General features: G+C 69.2%; 16 protein-coding genes. 8 read left to right on the plus strand and 8 right to left on the minus strand.

What is annotated here, in order from left to right; genetic code table 11:
• Nucleotides 1-80: 80 nt before the first annotated feature.
• From LK533_RS12285 to LK533_RS12300, 4 genes are all read right to left on the minus strand, one after another.
• Nucleotides 81-398, minus strand: a complete 318-nt coding sequence (locus LK533_RS12285; protein WP_229363279.1) for a DUF2934 domain-containing protein — start codon at nucleotides 396-398, stop codon at nucleotides 81-83.
• 66 nt (nucleotides 399-464) lie between these two features.
• Nucleotides 465-1,322 carry an SDR family oxidoreductase gene (locus LK533_RS12290; protein WP_229363280.1) on the minus strand — a complete coding sequence of 286 codons (858 nt, stop codon included), beginning with the start codon at nucleotides 1,320-1,322 and terminating at the stop codon, nucleotides 465-467.
• Nucleotides 1,323-1,395: 73 nt separating this feature from the next.
• Nucleotides 1,396-1,707, minus strand: coding sequence for a DUF6496 domain-containing protein (locus tag LK533_RS12295; RefSeq protein ID WP_229363282.1), 312 nt, complete (start codon nucleotides 1,705-1,707; stop codon nucleotides 1,396-1,398).
• A 57-nt stretch (nucleotides 1,708-1,764) separates the two neighbouring features.
• On the minus strand, nucleotides 1,765-2,256 hold the full coding sequence (locus tag LK533_RS12300) for a hypothetical protein (protein WP_229363284.1): 492 nt from the start codon (nucleotides 2,254-2,256) through the stop codon (nucleotides 1,765-1,767).
• Between LK533_RS12300 and glpX the strand changes: the two genes are divergently transcribed.
• The 8 genes from glpX (at nucleotide 2,255) to LK533_RS12340 (ending at nucleotide 11,239) form a co-directional block, all read left to right on the plus strand.
• The gene (gene glpX / locus LK533_RS12305; RefSeq protein WP_229363285.1) at nucleotides 2,255-3,220 is read left to right on the plus strand and encodes a class II fructose-bisphosphatase; all 966 of its coding nucleotides are present in this window, start codon (nucleotides 2,255-2,257) and stop codon (nucleotides 3,218-3,220) included. The two genes, LK533_RS12300 and glpX, sit on opposite strands and share 2 nt — an antisense overlap.
• The gene (locus LK533_RS12310) at nucleotides 3,217-3,960 is read left to right on the plus strand and encodes a CPBP family intramembrane glutamic endopeptidase (RefSeq protein ID WP_229363286.1); all 744 of its coding nucleotides are present in this window, start codon (nucleotides 3,217-3,219) and stop codon (nucleotides 3,958-3,960) included. Before glpX ends, LK533_RS12310 begins: the two co-directional genes overlap by 4 nt.
• A 46-nt stretch (nucleotides 3,961-4,006) precedes the next feature.
• On the plus strand, nucleotides 4,007-5,875 hold the full coding sequence (locus LK533_RS12315; RefSeq protein ID WP_229363287.1) for a CocE/NonD family hydrolase: 1,869 nt from the start codon (nucleotides 4,007-4,009) through the stop codon (nucleotides 5,873-5,875).
• 73 nt (nucleotides 5,876-5,948) lie between these two features.
• Entirely contained in the window at nucleotides 5,949-6,464 is a 516-nt protein-coding gene (locus LK533_RS12320) for a 2Fe-2S iron-sulfur cluster-binding protein (RefSeq protein ID WP_229363288.1), read from the plus strand.
• Nucleotides 6,461-7,438, plus strand: coding sequence for an FAD binding domain-containing protein (locus tag LK533_RS12325; RefSeq protein ID WP_229363289.1), 978 nt, complete (start codon nucleotides 6,461-6,463; stop codon nucleotides 7,436-7,438). Before LK533_RS12320 ends, LK533_RS12325 begins: the two co-directional genes overlap by 4 nt.
• A complete protein-coding gene (locus LK533_RS12330) occupies nucleotides 7,435-9,657 on the plus strand; it encodes a xanthine dehydrogenase family protein molybdopterin-binding subunit (RefSeq protein WP_229363290.1) in 2,223 nt (740 codons plus the stop codon). Before LK533_RS12325 ends, LK533_RS12330 begins: the two co-directional genes overlap by 4 nt.
• Before the next feature lie 45 nt (nucleotides 9,658-9,702).
• Nucleotides 9,703-10,626: an XdhC family protein gene (locus LK533_RS12335; protein WP_229363291.1), complete on the plus strand. Its 924-nt coding sequence runs from the start codon at nucleotides 9,703-9,705 to the stop codon at nucleotides 10,624-10,626.
• Nucleotides 10,613-11,239 carry a nucleotidyltransferase family protein gene (locus LK533_RS12340; RefSeq protein ID WP_229363293.1) on the plus strand — a complete coding sequence of 209 codons (627 nt, stop codon included), beginning with the start codon at nucleotides 10,613-10,615 and terminating at the stop codon, nucleotides 11,237-11,239. Before LK533_RS12335 ends, LK533_RS12340 begins: the two co-directional genes overlap by 14 nt.
• Here the strand turns inward: LK533_RS12340 and LK533_RS12345 are convergent.
• From LK533_RS12345 to LK533_RS12360, 4 genes are read right to left on the minus strand one after another with little or no spacing between them, the layout of a single operon-like run.
• A complete protein-coding gene (locus LK533_RS12345) occupies nucleotides 11,208-12,416 on the minus strand; it encodes an ABC transporter permease (protein ID WP_229363294.1) in 1,209 nt (402 codons plus the stop codon). The two genes, LK533_RS12340 and LK533_RS12345, sit on opposite strands and share 32 nt — an antisense overlap.
• Complete coding sequence (locus LK533_RS12350; RefSeq protein WP_229363295.1) at nucleotides 12,416-13,141, minus strand: ABC transporter ATP-binding protein; 726 nt, start codon at nucleotides 13,139-13,141, stop codon at nucleotides 12,416-12,418. The genes LK533_RS12345 and LK533_RS12350 overlap by 1 nt, the downstream gene beginning before the upstream one ends.
• Nucleotides 13,131-14,522 (minus strand): efflux RND transporter periplasmic adaptor subunit, encoded by a 1,392-nt coding sequence (locus tag LK533_RS12355; RefSeq protein WP_229363296.1) that lies wholly within the window; start codon nucleotides 14,520-14,522, stop codon nucleotides 13,131-13,133. The genes LK533_RS12350 and LK533_RS12355 overlap by 11 nt, the downstream gene beginning before the upstream one ends.
• Nucleotides 14,522-16,042, minus strand: coding sequence for an efflux transporter outer membrane subunit (locus tag LK533_RS12360; RefSeq protein ID WP_229363297.1), 1,521 nt, complete (start codon nucleotides 16,040-16,042; stop codon nucleotides 14,522-14,524). Before LK533_RS12360 ends, LK533_RS12355 begins: the two co-directional genes overlap by 1 nt.
• Nucleotides 16,043-16,118 lie beyond the last annotated feature (76 nt).

Genomic DNA, 16,118 nt, shown 5'->3' on the forward strand with positions numbered 1-16,118 from the left:
CCTTTTGCGGCCGAAGCTGAGCAATCCTGCGAACAGGCTGCCCCCCGGCCGCTCGGTGCGGTCGGCAGGGCGCGGAACAGTCAGGCCTTGGCGCTGCCCGGCTTGCGCTTGGCGGGCTTGGCAGCGGTCTTGGCGCCGGTGCTGCGCTTGGGCTTGGGGGCGGCTTCCTCGGCAGTGGCTGCAGCCTCGACCGGGCTGGCAGCCTTGGTCGCGGCAGCGCGCGGCGCGCGCGCCTTCTTGGGCGCAGGCGTCACCTCCGCGTCGGTCGAGGCAGCGGCCTGGGCGTCGATCTCGCGGCAGGCCGCGTCCCAGTGGCGCTCATGCTGGCCCTCGGGCTCGCCCTCTTCGATCCACATCGCATGAGCCCGGTCACGGATACGCTGCTCTCGATCGTTCAACTTCAGTCTCCCTGTCCGGCACTGGGCCGGGATTGTTGCCGCAATCGTTGCGCCTGCGAAAGGGCTTTACAGGATCGGCGTACCGCCCGTCACCGCCACCGTCGCGCCCGAGACATAGCTCGCCTCGTTGCTGGCGAGCATGACATAGACGGGCGCGAGCTCGGCGGGCTGGCCGGCGCGACCCATCGGCGTCTGCTTGCCGAATTCCTTCACCTGCTCGGGCGGCATGGTGCTGGGGATCAGCGGGGTCCAGATCGGTCCCGGCGCCACGCAGTTCGCGCGGATGCCCTGCTCCGCCAGAAGCTGCGACAGTCCGCCGGTGAAGTTCTGGATCGCACCCTTGGTGGTCGCATAGGCGAGCAAGGTCGGCTTGGGATTGTCGGCGTTGACCGAGGTGGTGTTGATGATCGCCGAGCCCGGCTGCATGTGCGGCACCGCCGCCTTGGTCAGGTAGAACATCGCGTGGATGTTGGTGCGGAACGTCCTGTCCCACTCCTCGTCCGGAATGTCGGTGATCGCCTCGAACGTCATCTGGTGGGCGGCGTTGTTGACCAGGATGTCGATGCCGCCGAACGCCTCGACTGCCTGGTCGATGATCGCGCGGCAATGCGCCGGGTCCCCGATGTCGCCCGGCACCAGCACCGCCTTGCGCCCGGCCTCCTCTACCAGCCGCGCGGTCTCCTGCGCGTCGGCGTCCTCATTGAGGTAGGAGATCAGCACGTCCGCGCCCTCGCGCGCATAGGCGATGGCAACGGCCCGGCCGATGCCGCTGTCGCCGCCGGTGACGATCGCGCGACGCCCCTCCAGCCGGCCGGAGCCGCGATAGCTCTGCTCGCCATGGTCGGGGCGCGGGCTCATCTCGGCAGTGGTGCCGGGAGGCGTCTGCTGCTGCTCGGGCTGCGGCGGGGTGGGGCGATCGGTCATGGGGAACTCCTTCGCCACGCGAACGGCCGACGCTGGGGCGAGTTCCGTGGGCCCGGCCCGGGAAAAAGGCCGATCAGCCTACCGCTTTTTCCAACTGCGCCTTGCTCATCTTTGACCGGCCGGCGATGTCCTGCTTCTTGGCCCGCTCGTATAATTCGGCTTTGGTGGGGGCGTCGTCGCGCTCCTGCCGCTTCGTTTTCGCAAGCCGGCGCTTGTTCTCGGACGGGCTTTGCTGGTTGGACGCGCCCGCCTCGCTCAGCGCGATCGCGACCGCCTGCTTGCGGTCCTTCACCTTGTCGCCGGAACCGGACTGAAGCTCGCCTTCCTTGAACTCGTGCAGGACGCGCTCGACCGTTTCCTGCTGTGCCTTGCTCTGCTTCGCCATTGCCTTCTCCTCGCACGGACAACGCACGGGTTGATGAAACAGGGGCGTTCGGAAGGATCAGGGCGCAATCGGTCGCGGCCGCGACACGCCGACGCCGCGGCTGCTGACGGTGGCGGTCGCGCCGAACATGCCGCATCCTTCGAACGAGGTCGAAAGTCCGCAGGTGATCGGGATCACCTTTACCAGCCGTTCTCGTTCGGCGATCGCATCCACGATCTTGGGATCGCCGGGCGTCGGCTCCAGGATCGGCACGCGATAGTGATCGGCGTCGCGCAACGCACAGACCACCACCTCGTTGGTATCAGCCGTAGGCTCGCAGCGATATTCGGCGCGTGTCGCCTCCCGATATCGCGCAAGGGCGGCGTCCACGTTCGCCTGTTGCGCCATCACCACCAGCAGCAGTTCGAACGGCATCGGCACCCCCTCGGCGCGAGTCTGGACCGACGGATAGTGCCGCATCCGGTGCAAAACACCAGCGGCTTCCTCGACAAGCGGGTGCGCCTCACCTATCGCCACCGGCATCATCATACGGAGCACGAGCACAGCCATGCAGACCGCCAGCCACGTTCTCGATCGTGTCCTCGTGCTGGAGATGGTCCGCGTGACCGAAGCCGCCGCGATCTCCGCCTCGACCCTGGTGGGCCGGGGCGACGAAAAGGCCGCTGATGCCGCCGCCGTGGAGGCGATGCGCGAGGCGCTCAACGGCCTCGACATGGACGGCACGGTCGTGATTGGCGAAGGCGAGCGCGACGAGGCGCCGATGCTGTTCATCGGCGAAAAGGTCGGCACCGGCCAGGGGCCCGCGATCGACATCGCGCTCGATCCGCTGGAAGGCACGACCATCTGCGCCAAGGCCGGGCCGAACAGCCTGGCGGTGCTGGCGATCGCGGAGCAGGGCGGGCTCCTCAACGCGCCCGACGTCTATATGGACAAGATCGCGGTCGGCCCGGGCTATCCGGCGGGCGTGATCGACCTCGACAAGACGCCGACCCAGAACATCGAGGCGATCGCCGCGGCCAAGGGCGTGAAGCCCAGCGAGATCATTGCCTGCGTGCTCGACCGTCCGCGGCACGAGGCGCTGATCACCGAGCTGCGCGCCATCGGCTGCGGCGTGGTGCTGATCGGCGACGGCGACGTGGCCGGCGTGATCGCGACCAGCAATCCCGACACCACCATCGACGTCTACATGGGCATCGGCGGCGCCCCCGAAGGCGTGCTCGCGTGCGCTGCGCTGCGCTGCGTCGGCGGCCAGTTCAAGGGCCGGCTGCTGTTCCGCAACGACGACGAGCGGGCGCGCGCTGCCAAGTGGGGCGTGACCGAACTCGACAAGCAGTATGACCTGACCGAGCTGGCGCGCGGCGACTGCATCTTTGCCGCGACCGGGGTCACCGACGGCTCGCTGCTGGCCGGCGTCAAGCGGATGCGCGGCAAGATGACCACCGAAAGCGTGGTGATGCGCGCCAGCTCCGGCACCGTGCGCTGGGTCAAGGGCGAGCACCGCATCGACGCATGACCGCGGCGCTGCTCGCGCTGACGCTCGCGGGCTATGCCTGGTTCCTGAAGGGGGAGGCGCTGCTGCGGCGCTGGCGCGGGGCGCCCCCCGCCAGGCCGCGCATTGCGCGGCAGCGCCGCTGGATTGTGCGCGCATGGTTGTGGTTCGGGGCGTTGCCGCTGGCGGCGCTGGCGCTGCTCGCGCGGCTCGACCTCCTGTGGCGAATGCCGGCAGAGTTTGCAGCGCTGGCCGCCGCGGTCGGCACCTGGCTCGCGGGACCGGGTGCGGCACCCAGGAGCATCGGCCTGCTGGCTGCGGCGGTGGTCGCCGGGTTCGGCGGCGGCGCGGTGCTGGGCCTCGCCATCGCTGCATGGCGGCGCCGGCGGGGCAGGGGCGATCTGCATATCGGCCGGGTCGGTGCGCTGCTGCCGCGCACCCGCGCGGAACTGGGCTGGGCTGCGGCGCTCGCAATCACTGCGGGGGTGGTCGAGGAACTCTTCTTCCGCCTGGTGCTGCCGCTGCTGGCCGCGCAAGTGACGGGGAGCGCGGCTGTGGGCTTCGCGGTTGCGACGCTGCTGTTCGGGGTGGCGCACGGCTATCAGCGGCTCGCCGGCGTGCTCGCGACGACGCTGATCGGCGCACTGTTCGCGGCGCTCTACCTTTATGGCGGCGCCCTGTGGCTGGCGATGCTCGCGCATGCGCTGCTTAACCTCAACAGCCTGGTGCTGCGTCCCGCCGTTGCCGGCGCGTGGCGGCATTGACCATCGGGGGTGCTGCATGGATGCTACGGCTGGATCGGGTGGGAGGATGCGGATGTTGGGACGGGCGCTTACGGGATTGGCGCTGCTGCTGGCGAGCGCTGGCGCGGCATCGCTGGCGACGGCCCGTGTGCCGCAGGGAGCACCGGCCGCCCCGCAGGCGCGCTACAGCTACGAGGAGGTGATGGTGCCGATGCGCGACGGCACCCGGCTTCAGACGGTGATCCGGCGTCCGCTCGACAAGCAGGGGCCGCTGCCGATCCTGCTCCAGCGCTCGCCCTATGGCGTGCCGCCTGAAAGCGCCGTCGGACCCGAGCGCAGCCTCGAATTCATGGAGCCGGACGGCTACATCCTCGTCAACCAGAACATGCGCGGCCGTTTCGAAAGCGAAGGCCAGTTCACCATGTCGATGGCACTTCAACCGAAGGGCTCAAAGGGCGTGGACGAGGCGACCGACGCCTACGACACGATCGACTGGCTGGTGAAGAACGTGCCCGCCAACAACGGCCGGGTTGGCATGATGGGCGTCTCCTACCCCGGCTATGCCGCCGCCGTCGCGCTCGCCCGCCCGCACCCGGCGTTGAAGGCGGTCAGCCCGCAGGCGGCGTGGAACGACTGGTGGATCAACGACGACCTGCATCGCTACGGCGCGATGCGGCTCTCCTATGCGACCGACTGGCTCTACCCGCTCCAGAACAACAAGGGCGGCGAGAGCTTCGACTATGGCGCCTATGACACCTACGAATGGTTCCTGAAGCTCGGGCCGATCGAGAACCTCGACAAGCTCTACTTCAAGGGCACCGTGCCGCGGCTCACCCAGATGATCGAGCATCCGGATTACGACCGCTTCTGGAAGGACCAGCACTGGACCGACCGGCTTGGGCGGTCGAGCGTGCCGACGCTCCATGTCGCCGGCTTCTGGGACCAGGAGGATCCGCTCGGCAGCTGGAAGATCTATGAAAAGATGGAGGCCGATGATCCGGCCAACAACAACATGATCGTCGCCGGCCCCTGGGCACATGGCAGCTGGCGCCAGGCCGCCAGCGACATGGGGCATTTCCCGATCCCCGGCACCAGCGGCACCGATTTCCGCCGCGACATCGAGGCGCCGTTCTTCCGCTACTGGCTGCACGGCAAGGGCGCCAAGCCGACGTTGGAGGCAAGGATGTTCCAGTCGGGCAGCTGGACATGGAAAAGCTATGCCAAATGGCCGGCCCCCGGCGCCACGCCGAAGGCGCTCTACCTGCGCGCGGACGGAACCCTGTCGTTCGCCGATGCGGGCAGCGCGGGCCAGTGCCGCGACTTCGTGTCCGATCCGGCCAATCCGGTGCCGTTCCGCCAGCGGCCGATCTCTCCTACCTATCCCTCGCTCGAATGGCGGTGGTGGGAAGCGGCGGACCAGCGCTTTGTCGAAAACCGGCCGGATGTGCTCAGCTGGACCAGCGCGCCGCTCGAACGCGACCTGACGGTGACCGGCGAAGTCGCCGCCACGCTGATGGCCTCCAGCTCGGGCACCGACAGCGACATGGTGGTCAAGCTGATCGACGTCTATCCCGACGATGCCGAGCCCGTGCCTTCGCCGGCGCAGATGGGCAATTACGCCCGGTCGCTCAACGGCTATCGCCTGCCGATCGCCATGGAGGTGCGCCGTGGCCGCTGGCTCGACAGCTATGAGACGGCAAAGCCGCTCGTTCCCGACCAGGTGCGCGCCTGGAACGTGCCGCTGCGCGACCATGACCATGTGTTCAAGGCCGGCCACCGCATCATGGTGCAGGTCCAGTCGAGCTGGTTCCCGGTGATCGACCGCAACCCGCAGAAGTTCGTGCCCAACATCTACAAGGCGACGCCTGCGGACTTCGTGAAGGCGACGCAGCGGGTGTGCACCGGCAGCAAGGTGACGCTGCCGATCATGCCCTAAACGCTTGCGAGTGTTTCGCAGGAGGAAATAGCGGCGCACCCCGGCGTTGCAGGCGTTCGAGGGAGAAGGCGCCATGCAATTCCGGATCAACGGTCAGACCTATGAAGCGGAGGTCGACGTGCGCACCTCGCTGCTCGACCTTGCGCGCGAGCATCTGGGGCTGACCGGCAGCAAGAAGGGCTGCGACCACGGCCAGTGCGGCGCCTGCACGATGCTGGTCAACGGCCGCCGCATCAACAGCTGCCTGAGCCTGGCGGTGATGCACCAGGACGACGAGATCACGACGATCGAGGGGCTGGGCACGCCCGACGCGCTCGCGCCCCTGCAGGCCGCTTTCGTCAAGCACGACGGCTATCAGTGCGGCTATTGCACGCCGGGCCAGATCTGTTCGGCGACCGGCATGCTCGACGAAGTGGCCAAGGGCTGGCCGAGCCATGTCACCGCCGACCTCGACACGGTCGAGTTCAGCGACGCGGAGATCCAGGAGCGCATGAGCGGCAATCTCTGCCGCTGCTCCGCCTATCCCAACATCATCGCCGCGATCCGCGAGGCGGCCGAGAGCCAGAAGCTGGCGGAGGCGGCGGAATGAAGCACTTCCGCTACGAACGGGCGACCACGCCCGAAGAGGCCGCCCGCGCCGGTGCTGCCGAGGCGACCAAGTTCATCGCCGGCGGCACCAACCTGCTCGACCTGATGAAGCTGCAGGTGGAGACGCCCGAGCAGGTCGTCGACATCAGCCGCCTTGACCTGAACGAGGTGGAGGAAACCGAGGGGGGCGGTCTGCGCATCGGCGCCCTGGTCCCCAACGCCGATCTCGCCGCGCATCCGCTGGTACGGCAGCGCTACGAGGCACTGTCGCGCGCGCTGCTGGCCGGCGCCTCGGCCCAGCTGCGCAACAAGGCGTCGACCGGCGGCAACCTGCTCCAGCGGACCCGCTGCTATTATTTCTACGAGACCGGCGACCCGTGCAACAAGCGCACGCCCGGCAGCGGCTGCGCGGCGCTGCGCGGGTTCAACCGCATCCATGCAGTGCTCGGCGCATCCGAACACTGCATCGCGACGCACCCGTCCGACATGGCGGTGGCGATGCAGCTGCTCGACGCGACGATCGTGACTCAGTTGCCCGACGGCGACCGCCGCCGCCTGCCGATCGGCGACTTCTACCGCCTGCCGGGCGACACGCCGCATCTGGAGAATGTGCTGCGCCCCGGCGAGCTCATCACCCATGTCGAGCTGCCCGCACCCCCCGCCGGCCGGCAGCTCTATCGCAAGGTGCGCGACCGCGCCTCCTACGCCTTTGCGCTGGTGTCGATGGCCGCGGCGATTGCGGTCGAGGACGGGCGCATCACGGCTGCCCGGCTCGCGTTCGGCGGGCTCGCGCACATGCCGTGGCGCGACCCGGCGGTCGAGCAGCTGCTGGTCGGCCAGGCGCCGTCGGATGCGCTGTTCGAGCAGGCCGCGGACGCGCTGGTGCGTGATGCCCAGGGCCATGGCCATAACGACTTCAAGATCCCGCTCGCGCGCCGCGTGCTGATCGCGACCCTCAAGGAGCTCACCCAATGAGCGACAGCCCTGTGCTCAAGATGGACAAGCCCGTTCCCGTCAGCCTGCTCGACACCGGCGCGCAGGGGCTGATCGGGCGTCCGCTCAACCGCGTCGACGGTCCGCTCAAGGTCGCGGGCAAGGCGACCTATTCGGCCGAATATGCGTTGCCGGACCTCGCCTATGGCTATCTGGTGCAGGCAAAGGTCGGGCGCGGGCGGATCACTGCCATCGACACCGCCGAAGCGCTGGCGATGCCGGGCGTGATCGACGTGGTGGTCGACCTCGACACCTTTATCCGCAACCCGCAGCAGGGCGGCTCCAAAAAGGCACCGACGCAGGGCGTCGAGGAGATCCATTATTTCGGCCAAGCCGTGGCGATCGTCGTCGCCGAAACCTTCGAACAGGCGCGCGACGCCGCGGCGCGCGTGCGCGTCAGCTGTGAGGAAAAGGAAGGGCTGTTCGACTTCGATGGGCGGCTGGACCAGGCGCACAAGCCCAAGGGCGGATCGACCGAGCCCCATGTCGCGACCGGCGACGTGGATACGGCGATCGCCACGGCTGAGGTCGTGGTCGACGCGGTCTGGACCACGCCCAGCCAGAACAGCGCCGCCATGGAACCGCATGCCTCCACCGCCGTGTGGGACGGCGATGCGCTCACCATCTATGGCTCGTACCAGATGCCGGCCAGCGACAAGCAGCAGCTTGCCCAGGCGCTGGGGCTGAAACCAGCCAAGGTCCGCATCCTCTCCGCCTATGTCGGCGGGGGCTTCGGCTCCAAGCTCGGGATTTCGGCCGAAGCGGTGGCGGCCGCCATTGCCGCGCGCAAGGTTGGGCGGCCGGTGAAGACCGTGATGAGCCGCCAGCAGGTGTTCGACGCCACGGTGCGCCGCTCCAACACGCATCAGCGCATCCGCCTGGGTGCCGGACGCGACGGGCGGATCACCGCGGTCGCGCACGAGACGTTGTGCAGCAACATCGACGGCGAGGAGTATTTCGAGCCCGCCGGCGTCTCGACCCACTTCCTCTATGCGGGCGAGAACCGCCGCATCACCCACGACCTGGTGCCGATGAACTGGCTGCTGTCGGGATCGATGCGCGCGCCGGGCGAGGCTGCGGGCATGCTGGCGCTGGAAGGGGCGATGGACGAGCTTGCCGAGACGCTGGGCATGGATCCGGTGGCGCTGCGCAAGCTGAACGATCCGGAGCGCGATCCGCTCAAGGATGTGCCCTTTTCCACCCGCCAGCTGTCGCGCTGCCTGGACGAGGGCGCCGCCGCGTTCGGCTGGGCCGACCGCAATCCCACGCCGGGCCGGCGGCGCGAGGGCGAGTGGCTGATCGGTCATGGCATGGCGGCGTCCGCACGCTCCAACCAGCTGCAGGAGTCGCAGGCGCGGGTGTCGATCGGGCCCGACGGCCGGGCCACGGTTGAGACCGACATGACCGACATCGGCACCGGCACCTATACCGTGCTGGCACAGATCGCCGGCGAGCTGCTGGGGCTTCCAACCGACAGCATCGATGTGCGGCTGGGCGACACCGATCTGCCGCCGGGCGCAGGATCGGGCGGCTCCTGGGGCGCCAGCAGCAGCGGCTCCTCGGTCTATCTCGCGTGCGAGGCGCTGCGCGCAAAGCTCGCCAAGGCGATGGACTGTGCCGAGGACGAACTCACCCTCAAGGACGGCGTTGCCATCGCGCACAACCACAGCAGGCCCATTGCCGAGCTGGTCGGCGCCGGGATTTCGGCCGAAGGCACGATCAAGCCGGGCAAGCAGGAGAAGGAGCGCCGCCAGGCATCCTATGGCGCCCATTTCTGCGAAGTGCGGGTGAATGCCGTGACGGGCGAGGTACGGGTGAAGCGCTTCGTCTCCACCTTTACCGCGGGACGCATCCTCAATGAAAAGACTGCGCGGTCGCAGTGCATCGGCGGCATCGTGTTCGGCATCGGTGCGGCGCTGACCGAGGAACTGGTCCACGACCCGCGCTCCGGCCGTGTCGTCAACCACGACCTCGCCGAATATCATGTGCCGGTGCATGCCGACGTGCCGCACCTCGAGGTGCATTTCCTGCCCGAGCGCGACGAGCACGCGAACCCGCTTCATTCGAAAGGGCTGGGCGAGCTCGGCATCTCGGGCGCGGGCGCGGCCATCGCCAACGCCGTCTACAATGCGACCGGCGTTCGGGTACGCGACTATCCGCTGACCCTCGACAAGCTGCTTGCCGGGCTGCCGGCGGTATGACGACGGGAGGTTGCGTCCCCCGCGCGGGTCTGCGAGCGGTCGCGCATGGCCGATAACGACAGCGTCCTTGCCGCCGCGCGCGCCTGGGCAGGCGAACCGCTTGCCCTGGCCACCGTGGTCTCCACCTGGGGGTCGGCGCCGCGCCCGCGCGGCAGCCACATGCTCGTCCACGCCGATGGCCGATTCGAGGGTTCGGTGTCCGGCGGCTGCGTCGAAAGCGACATTCTGGCGACCGCCGCCGAGGTGCTTGCCGGCAGCGCCTTCCAGCGCAAGCGCTACGGCATCGCCGATGCGGCGGCGTGGGAAGTGGGCCTGCCGTGCGGCGGCGAGATCGAGGTGATGGTGCAGCCGGTGTCCGCCACCGGCTTCGACCCCGAGCTGTTCGACCGCATCGCCGAAGCGCGGGCGGCAGGCCGGGCGCTCACCGTCGAGACCGATCTGGAAACCGGGCACAGCACCCTGCGGGAAGGCGGCGCGGCGGAAGTGTTCCGCAACCGCTATGACCCGCCCCGCCGGCTGCTGATCGTCGGCGCGGTGCAGATCGCCCAGTCGCTCGCAGCGCTTGCCGCGACGCTTGGCATCACGACCGTGGTGATCGACCCGCGCGCGCGCTTCCTCACCCAGGAGCGCTTTCCCGGCGTGACGCTGGACGATCGCTGGCCGGACGAGGCGATTGCGGCACTGCGGCCGGACCCCGCCACTGCGGTCGTGACGCTCAGCCACGACATCAAGATCGACGACCCCGCTCTGCTCGCGGCGCTGGCGAGTCCGGCGGCCTATGTCGGCGCGCTGGGATCGAAGCGCAGCCACGCCGCGCGGCTGGAGCGGCTTGCCACCGCCGGGGTCGCGCCCGACGCGCTGGCGCGGATCGACGGACCGGTCGGCCTGTCGATCGGTGCGATCGGCCCGGCGGAGATTGCGCTGTCGATCGCGGCGGCGATGGTCCAGGCCTTTCATGCTCCGCGCTGAGGATACGGCGCTGGTGCTGCTTGCCGCCGGGCGCTCCCGGCGGTTTGGCGAAACGGACAAGCTGGCCGAACGCTTCCTCGACCAGCCGCTCGCCTATCACGTCGTGACCGCGCTGGAGGCGGTGCCTTTCCAGACCCGCATCGCGGTGGTTAGCCAGACAGCGCTCGACTTTGCGGCGCGCGGCTACACCGTGATCGAGAATGCTGCGCCCGAGGAAGGGCAGGCCGGTTCGCTGCGGCTCGGCGTGGCGGCAGCCCAGGCACGCGGCGCATCGGCCGTGCTGGTTGCGCTGGCGGACATGCCGCGGGTGACCGCGACGCAGATCTACCGGCTGTTCGACCTGGCCGAGGGGCCGGATGCGGTGATGGCGTCGAGCAACGGCGTCCACCCGACGCCCCCGGCGCTGTTCGGTGCGAACCGCCTGCCCGAGCTGCTGCGCTGCGCCGGCGACTCAGGCGCGCGTGCGCTGGTGCAGGCGGGGCGCCATGTCGTCACCCAGGCGGACGAATTGATCGACATCGATACGCCTGAGGACTTGGCGGCGTTGCGCGCGCGTTACGGCCTGCCCTCAGGCGCTGCGGCTATTCGTGCCGCAGCGCGTCGATCGGGTTGAGCGCTGCTGCCCGCCGCGCCGGGAAATAGCCGAACACCACGCCGATCAGCGCTGCGATCGCAAAGGCGATCAGGTTGATCTGCGGCTCGAACAGATAGGGCACCTGCATCACTGGCGCGAGCCCGAGCACCGCCAGCTGCGCGATCACCAGCCCCACTACGCCGCCCAGACACGACAGCGCGATCGCCTCGACCAGGAACTGCATCAGCACCTCGCGCGCGACGGCGCCGATCGCCAGGCGGATGCCGATCTCGCGCGTGCGTTCGGTCACCGACACCAGCATGATGTTCATGATGCCGATCCCGCCGACGATCAGGCTGATTGCGGCAACCGCAGTGACGATCCCGGTCAGCAGGGTCGTCGTACCCGTCAGCGTCGCGGAAATCTGCGCAGTGTCGAAGATGTTGAAGTCGTCTTCCTTGCCGCCGGAGATGTTGCGGCGTTCGCGCAGCAGTTTGCTGATCGATGCCTGCACCGTGCTGCTTTCATAGGCTGCATCGACGCCCACCAGCATCAGCCGGATGTCGCGGCTGCCGGTGAAGCGGCGCTGTACAGTCTTCATCGGCATGATGACGACATCGTCCTGGTCGCCGCCGAAGCCCGCCTGGCCACGGGTCGACAGCGTCCCGATCACGTCGCACGAGACGTTGCCGATGCGGAAGCGCCGGCCGATCGCCTCGCCGCCGCGGAACAGGTTCTGCCGCACCGTGTTGCCGATGATGCAGACGGCCTTGCCCGCCTGTTCCTCGGCCGGAAGGAAGGTGCGGCCGGAGGTGAGCGGCCAGGGCTGCACCTGGAAATAGTCGCTCGTGGTGCCGTTGATCGTCGTCGACCAGTTGGCGCCATTGTAGATCGCGGTTGCGGTCGACTGGGCCTGGGGCGCGACTGCGGTAACGCCCGCCACCTGTTCGCGGATCGCCTCGACATCGGCTTCCTCGAAGTCCGACGGGCGCGGCCCGCCACCGCCACGGCCGAAGCCCTGGCCGGGACGGATTTGCAGGATGTTGGTGCCGAGCGCCGCGATTTGCGACTGCACGGCCGACGTCGTCGCCTTGCCCAGCGTTACCATGGTGACCACCGCGGCGACCCCGATGATGATGCCCAGCGTCGTCAGGAACGAGCGCAGCTTGTGCCGCAGGATCGAACGGACCGCGAGCAGGATGGTGGTGCCGAGCATCAGTCGACCACCTCGCCCTGATGGTGGTTCTCGTCGATGCGTTCCACCAATCCATCCTTGAAGTGGACGACGGTGCGCGCGAACGCGGCCATGTCGGGTTCGTGGGTGACCATCAGCACGGTGATGCCGCTCTGCGCGTTGAGTTCGGTGAGCAGCTTCATGATCTCCACCGACCGCTCCGAATCCAGGTTGCCGGTCGGCTCGTCGGCAAGCAGCACGTCGGGCTGAGTGACGATCGCCCGCGCGATGGCGACGCGCTGCTGCTGGCCGCCCGAGAGTTCTGCGGGGGTGTGGTCCCACCATTGGTCGAGCCCGACCTTCGCGAGCGCCGCCATTGCCGCCTCCCGCCGCTCGGCCTTGGCATCGCCGCGATAGAGCAGCGGCAGCTCGACATTCTCCAGCGCGCTGGTGCGGGCGAGCAGGTTGAATCCTTGGAACACGAAGCCCAGGTAGCGCCGCCGCAGCAGCGCCCGCTCGTCGCGGCCCAGCGTCTCGACATGATGACCACGGAACAGAAAGGTCCCGGCCGATGGCACGTCGAGGCAGCCGAGGATGTTCATGGTCGTCGATTTGCCCGACCCCGAAGGACCCATGACCGCCACGAAGTCGCCCGCCGCGATGTCGAGGTCGACGCCCTTCAGCGCCTGGAACTGGGTCGCGCCCTCGCCATAGACCTTGGTGACTCCGCGCAGGCGGATGAGCGGATCGGCGGCGTCACTTGCCACGCTGGCCTCCGCCGCCCGCCTGCCCACCGCCTGCCGGCGCGGTCTGACCCGCGGCCAGCTGGCCGGTGATGACCTTCATGCCCGGCTTCAGTCCGCCGCCGATGACTTCGGTGACCTGGCCGTTGGTGTTGCCGGTCGCGATCTGCACCGGCTGCGGCTTGCCGTCGCCGCCCAGGATATAGACCGTCTGCTGGCCGCTGCGGCTCGGCGTCGCGCTTTTTTCCGCACCGCCGCCATCACGCCGACGCGGTCCCGGCAGCAGCGCACCGGTGATGCCGCCGCGTCCGCTGCCGCCGGAGGCGCCGGCGTCCGCCGCGGCGGGCGTGAAGCGCAGCGCCGCGTTGGGCACCAGCAGCACCTGCGGACGCTCCACCGTGACGATCTCGGCAGTCGCGGTCATGCCGGGACGCAGCTTCAGCTCCGGGTTCTCGACGCTCAGCGTTGCCGCATAGGAGACTACCTGGCCGGTCGTGCTGGTGGTGGTCGTGCTCGTGGACGAGCTTGAGCTGGTCGTCAGGTTCGATCCCAGGTCAACGCGGGTGATGCGCGCCGGGAAGGTGGCGCCGGGGAATGCGTCCACGGTGAAGTCGGCGCGTTGGCCTTCCTTCACCTGGCCCACATCCGCTTCGTCGATCGCGACCTCCAGCTTCATCGACGACAGGTCCTCGGCGATCACGAACAGCGTCGGGGTGTTGAACGACGACGCCACCGTCTGCCCCGGCTCGATCTGGCGCGCGAGCACCACGCCGTTCACGGGCGAGCGGATGATCGCGCGGGTACGCTGGGTCTGGTCGGAATTGAGCTGGGCGCGGGCGGACACGACGTTCGCCTCGGCCGCGCGGACGGCAGCGACCGCGCGCGACGCGGCGGCGCGCGCCGTCTCCAGCTCGGTCTTGGCCGGCACGCGACCGCCCGAAAGGCGGCTCACTTCTTCCAGCCGCGAAAGCTGCGCGCGCGCCTCCTGCTGGGTCGCCCTGGCGGTCGCGACATCGGCGAGGCGCGCGTTGACCGTCGCCTGGCTCTGCTGGATCGCATCGTCGAGCCGCTCCGGGTCGATCAGCGCGAGCGGCTGGCCAGCGGTCACACGATCGTTGACGTCCGCCACCACCTTGGTGACGAGGCCCGACAGTTCGGAGCCGACCTCGACCTGGTTGGTCGGCGCGAGCTTGCCGGTCGCCGACACCGTCACGGTCAGTGCACCGCGGTTCACCGCCTCGGTTGCATAGGACACGCCATCTGCACCGCGGAAGCAGCGCGACAGCGCGAAGATCAGCAGCAGCAGGACGACGGCGACGACCACCCACTTCAGCCGCTTGCGCCAGCGGGGCACGGGCTTTGCGCCCAGGAAGTCGTTGAGTTCGGTGGAGGTGGGTTCGGCCATCAGCGGTCCTGCGGGGTCTGGTCGGTCGGGGCGACGGCGGGGAAGCTGCCGGTGATGCGGGGCGCGGCGCGGGTGTCGCCGCTGGGGATTCCGGCCGCGTCCCAGCCGCCGCCCAGTGCCGTGAAGAGCTGCACCAGCGCGCTCGCCTGGTCGGCCTGCGCCTGGGCCAGGCCGTTGCCGGCAGACAGCAGCGAGGCTTCGGCCTGGTTGAGCGTGGTGAAGTCGGTCAGCCCGGCGCGATACTGGCTGCGCGACAGGATCGCGCTGTTGCGCGACGCATCCAGCGCCACCGCGAACTCGCGGGCACGGCGCTGGGCCGCATCGAGCGCGACCACCGCATTCTCCACATCCTCCAGCGCGGTAAGCACCGTCGAGCGATAGGTAAGCAGTGCCCCTTCGGCCGCGGCTTCCTGCGATCGGACCTGCGAGCGCAGCCGGCCGCCGTTGAAGATCGCCTGAGTGAGGCCGGCGAACAGCCCGCCGCTGATCACATCGGCAAGGTTGCTGAAGCTGGTCGCGTTGGTGTCGATGCTGCCGCTGATCGCCAGCGCCGGGTAGAGCTGCGCGCGGGCGACGCCGATCTGCGCGGTCGCCGCCGCCAGGCTGCGCTCGGCCGCCAGCACGTCTGGGCGCTGGCGCAGCGTGTCCGCGGGAATGCCGACGCCGACCGGGGTCGCGGCGATGGGGATGGGGCGGGTGGCCGCCATCGACTCCTTGAGCGCCCCCGGCGCGCGGCCGGTCAGCACCGCCAGGCGCGACACGGCGGAATTATAGCTCGCCTCGATCGTCGGGATGGTGGCGGCGGTCTGCGCGCGCTGCGCCCGTGCCGTCTCCTGGTCGAGAGAGGAGACCAGCCCCGCCTGAACGCGGAAGCCGGCGATTTCCAGATTGTCGTCCTGGAGCGCCAGCGAACTGCGCGCGTTGGCGAGCTGCGCCTGGGCAAGCCGCGCCGAGACATAGTTGCGGGCGATCTCCGCCTGCTGGGCGATCAGCACGCTGGCATAGTCGAAGCGGCTGGCTTCCTCGCTCGCGCGGGTCGCCTCGATCGTGCGGCCCACACCGCCGAAGATGTCGGCCTGGTAGCTCGCGTCCGCGCCCAGCGAGAAGCTGTCGCCCGCACCGCGGCTGATGTTGGTGACCGTGCCGTCCGGAAGCGTCACCGCCGCACTGCCGCCACGCAGGTTGAAGTTGCGCGAATAGCCCGCCGATCCGGAGAGGGTCGGCAACAGGCTGGCGCGCGACTGGATCAGCGATTCGCGCGCCTGGCGGATGCGGATCACCGCCTGCGCGACGTCGAGGTTGGTGGCCGCGGTCTCCGCCACCAGCTGTTCGAGAAGGGGATCGTTGAACCGCTCCCACCAGCGGCCGAGGTCCTCGCGCCGGTCCTGGTCGGCGGCAACCGAGTAGCGGTCGGGCACGCCCAGTTCCGCAGGGGCCGCGGGGCGATAGTCCGGCCCGGCCGCACAGGCGGAAAGAACGGCAGGGGCGGCGAGGAGGAGCGAAAGACGCCGGATCGACATGGTGGCGACTTGAGCCGCGGATCGCGGCTGCGTCCACCCTTTTCTTGTCGCAAGCTGTAACGGCCGCGTTCTGACT

Origin of the sequence: Sphingomonas sp. PL-96, from assembly GCF_020707215.1 — a bacterium.
Lineage (GTDB): Bacteria > Pseudomonadota > Alphaproteobacteria > Sphingomonadales > Sphingomonadaceae > Sphingomonas.

Excerpts from the sequence above, each read along its gene's own strand:
- LK533_RS12290 (WP_229363280.1), bottom strand. The coding sequence starts at position 1,322 with ATGACCGATCGCCCCACCCCGCCGCAGCCCGAGCAGCAGCAGACGCCT.
- LK533_RS12295 (WP_229363282.1), bottom strand. The coding sequence starts at position 1,707 with ATGGCGAAGCAGAGCAAGGCACAGCAGGAAACGGTCGAGCGCGTCCTG.
- glpX (WP_229363285.1), top strand. The coding sequence starts at position 2,255 with ATGCAGACCGCCAGCCACGTTCTCGATCGTGTCCTCGTGCTGGAGATG.
- LK533_RS12300 (WP_229363284.1), bottom strand. The coding sequence starts at position 2,256 with ATGGCTGTGCTCGTGCTCCGTATGATGATGCCGGTGGCGATAGGTGAG.
- LK533_RS12310 (WP_229363286.1), top strand. The coding sequence starts at position 3,217 with ATGACCGCGGCGCTGCTCGCGCTGACGCTCGCGGGCTATGCCTGGTTC.
- LK533_RS12315 (WP_229363287.1), top strand. The coding sequence starts at position 4,007 with ATGCGGATGTTGGGACGGGCGCTTACGGGATTGGCGCTGCTGCTGGCG.
- LK533_RS12320 (WP_229363288.1), top strand. The coding sequence starts at position 5,949 with ATGCAATTCCGGATCAACGGTCAGACCTATGAAGCGGAGGTCGACGTG.
- LK533_RS12325 (WP_229363289.1), top strand. The coding sequence starts at position 6,461 with ATGAAGCACTTCCGCTACGAACGGGCGACCACGCCCGAAGAGGCCGCC.
- LK533_RS12330 (WP_229363290.1), top strand. The coding sequence starts at position 7,435 with ATGAGCGACAGCCCTGTGCTCAAGATGGACAAGCCCGTTCCCGTCAGC.
- LK533_RS12335 (WP_229363291.1), top strand. The coding sequence starts at position 9,703 with ATGGCCGATAACGACAGCGTCCTTGCCGCCGCGCGCGCCTGGGCAGGC.
- LK533_RS12340 (WP_229363293.1), top strand. The coding sequence starts at position 10,613 with ATGCTCCGCGCTGAGGATACGGCGCTGGTGCTGCTTGCCGCCGGGCGC.
- LK533_RS12345 (WP_229363294.1), bottom strand. The coding sequence starts at position 12,416 with ATGCTCGGCACCACCATCCTGCTCGCGGTCCGTTCGATCCTGCGGCAC.
- LK533_RS12355 (WP_229363296.1), bottom strand. The coding sequence starts at position 14,522 with ATGGCCGAACCCACCTCCACCGAACTCAACGACTTCCTGGGCGCAAAG.
- LK533_RS12360 (WP_229363297.1), bottom strand. The coding sequence starts at position 16,042 with ATGTCGATCCGGCGTCTTTCGCTCCTCCTCGCCGCCCCTGCCGTTCTT.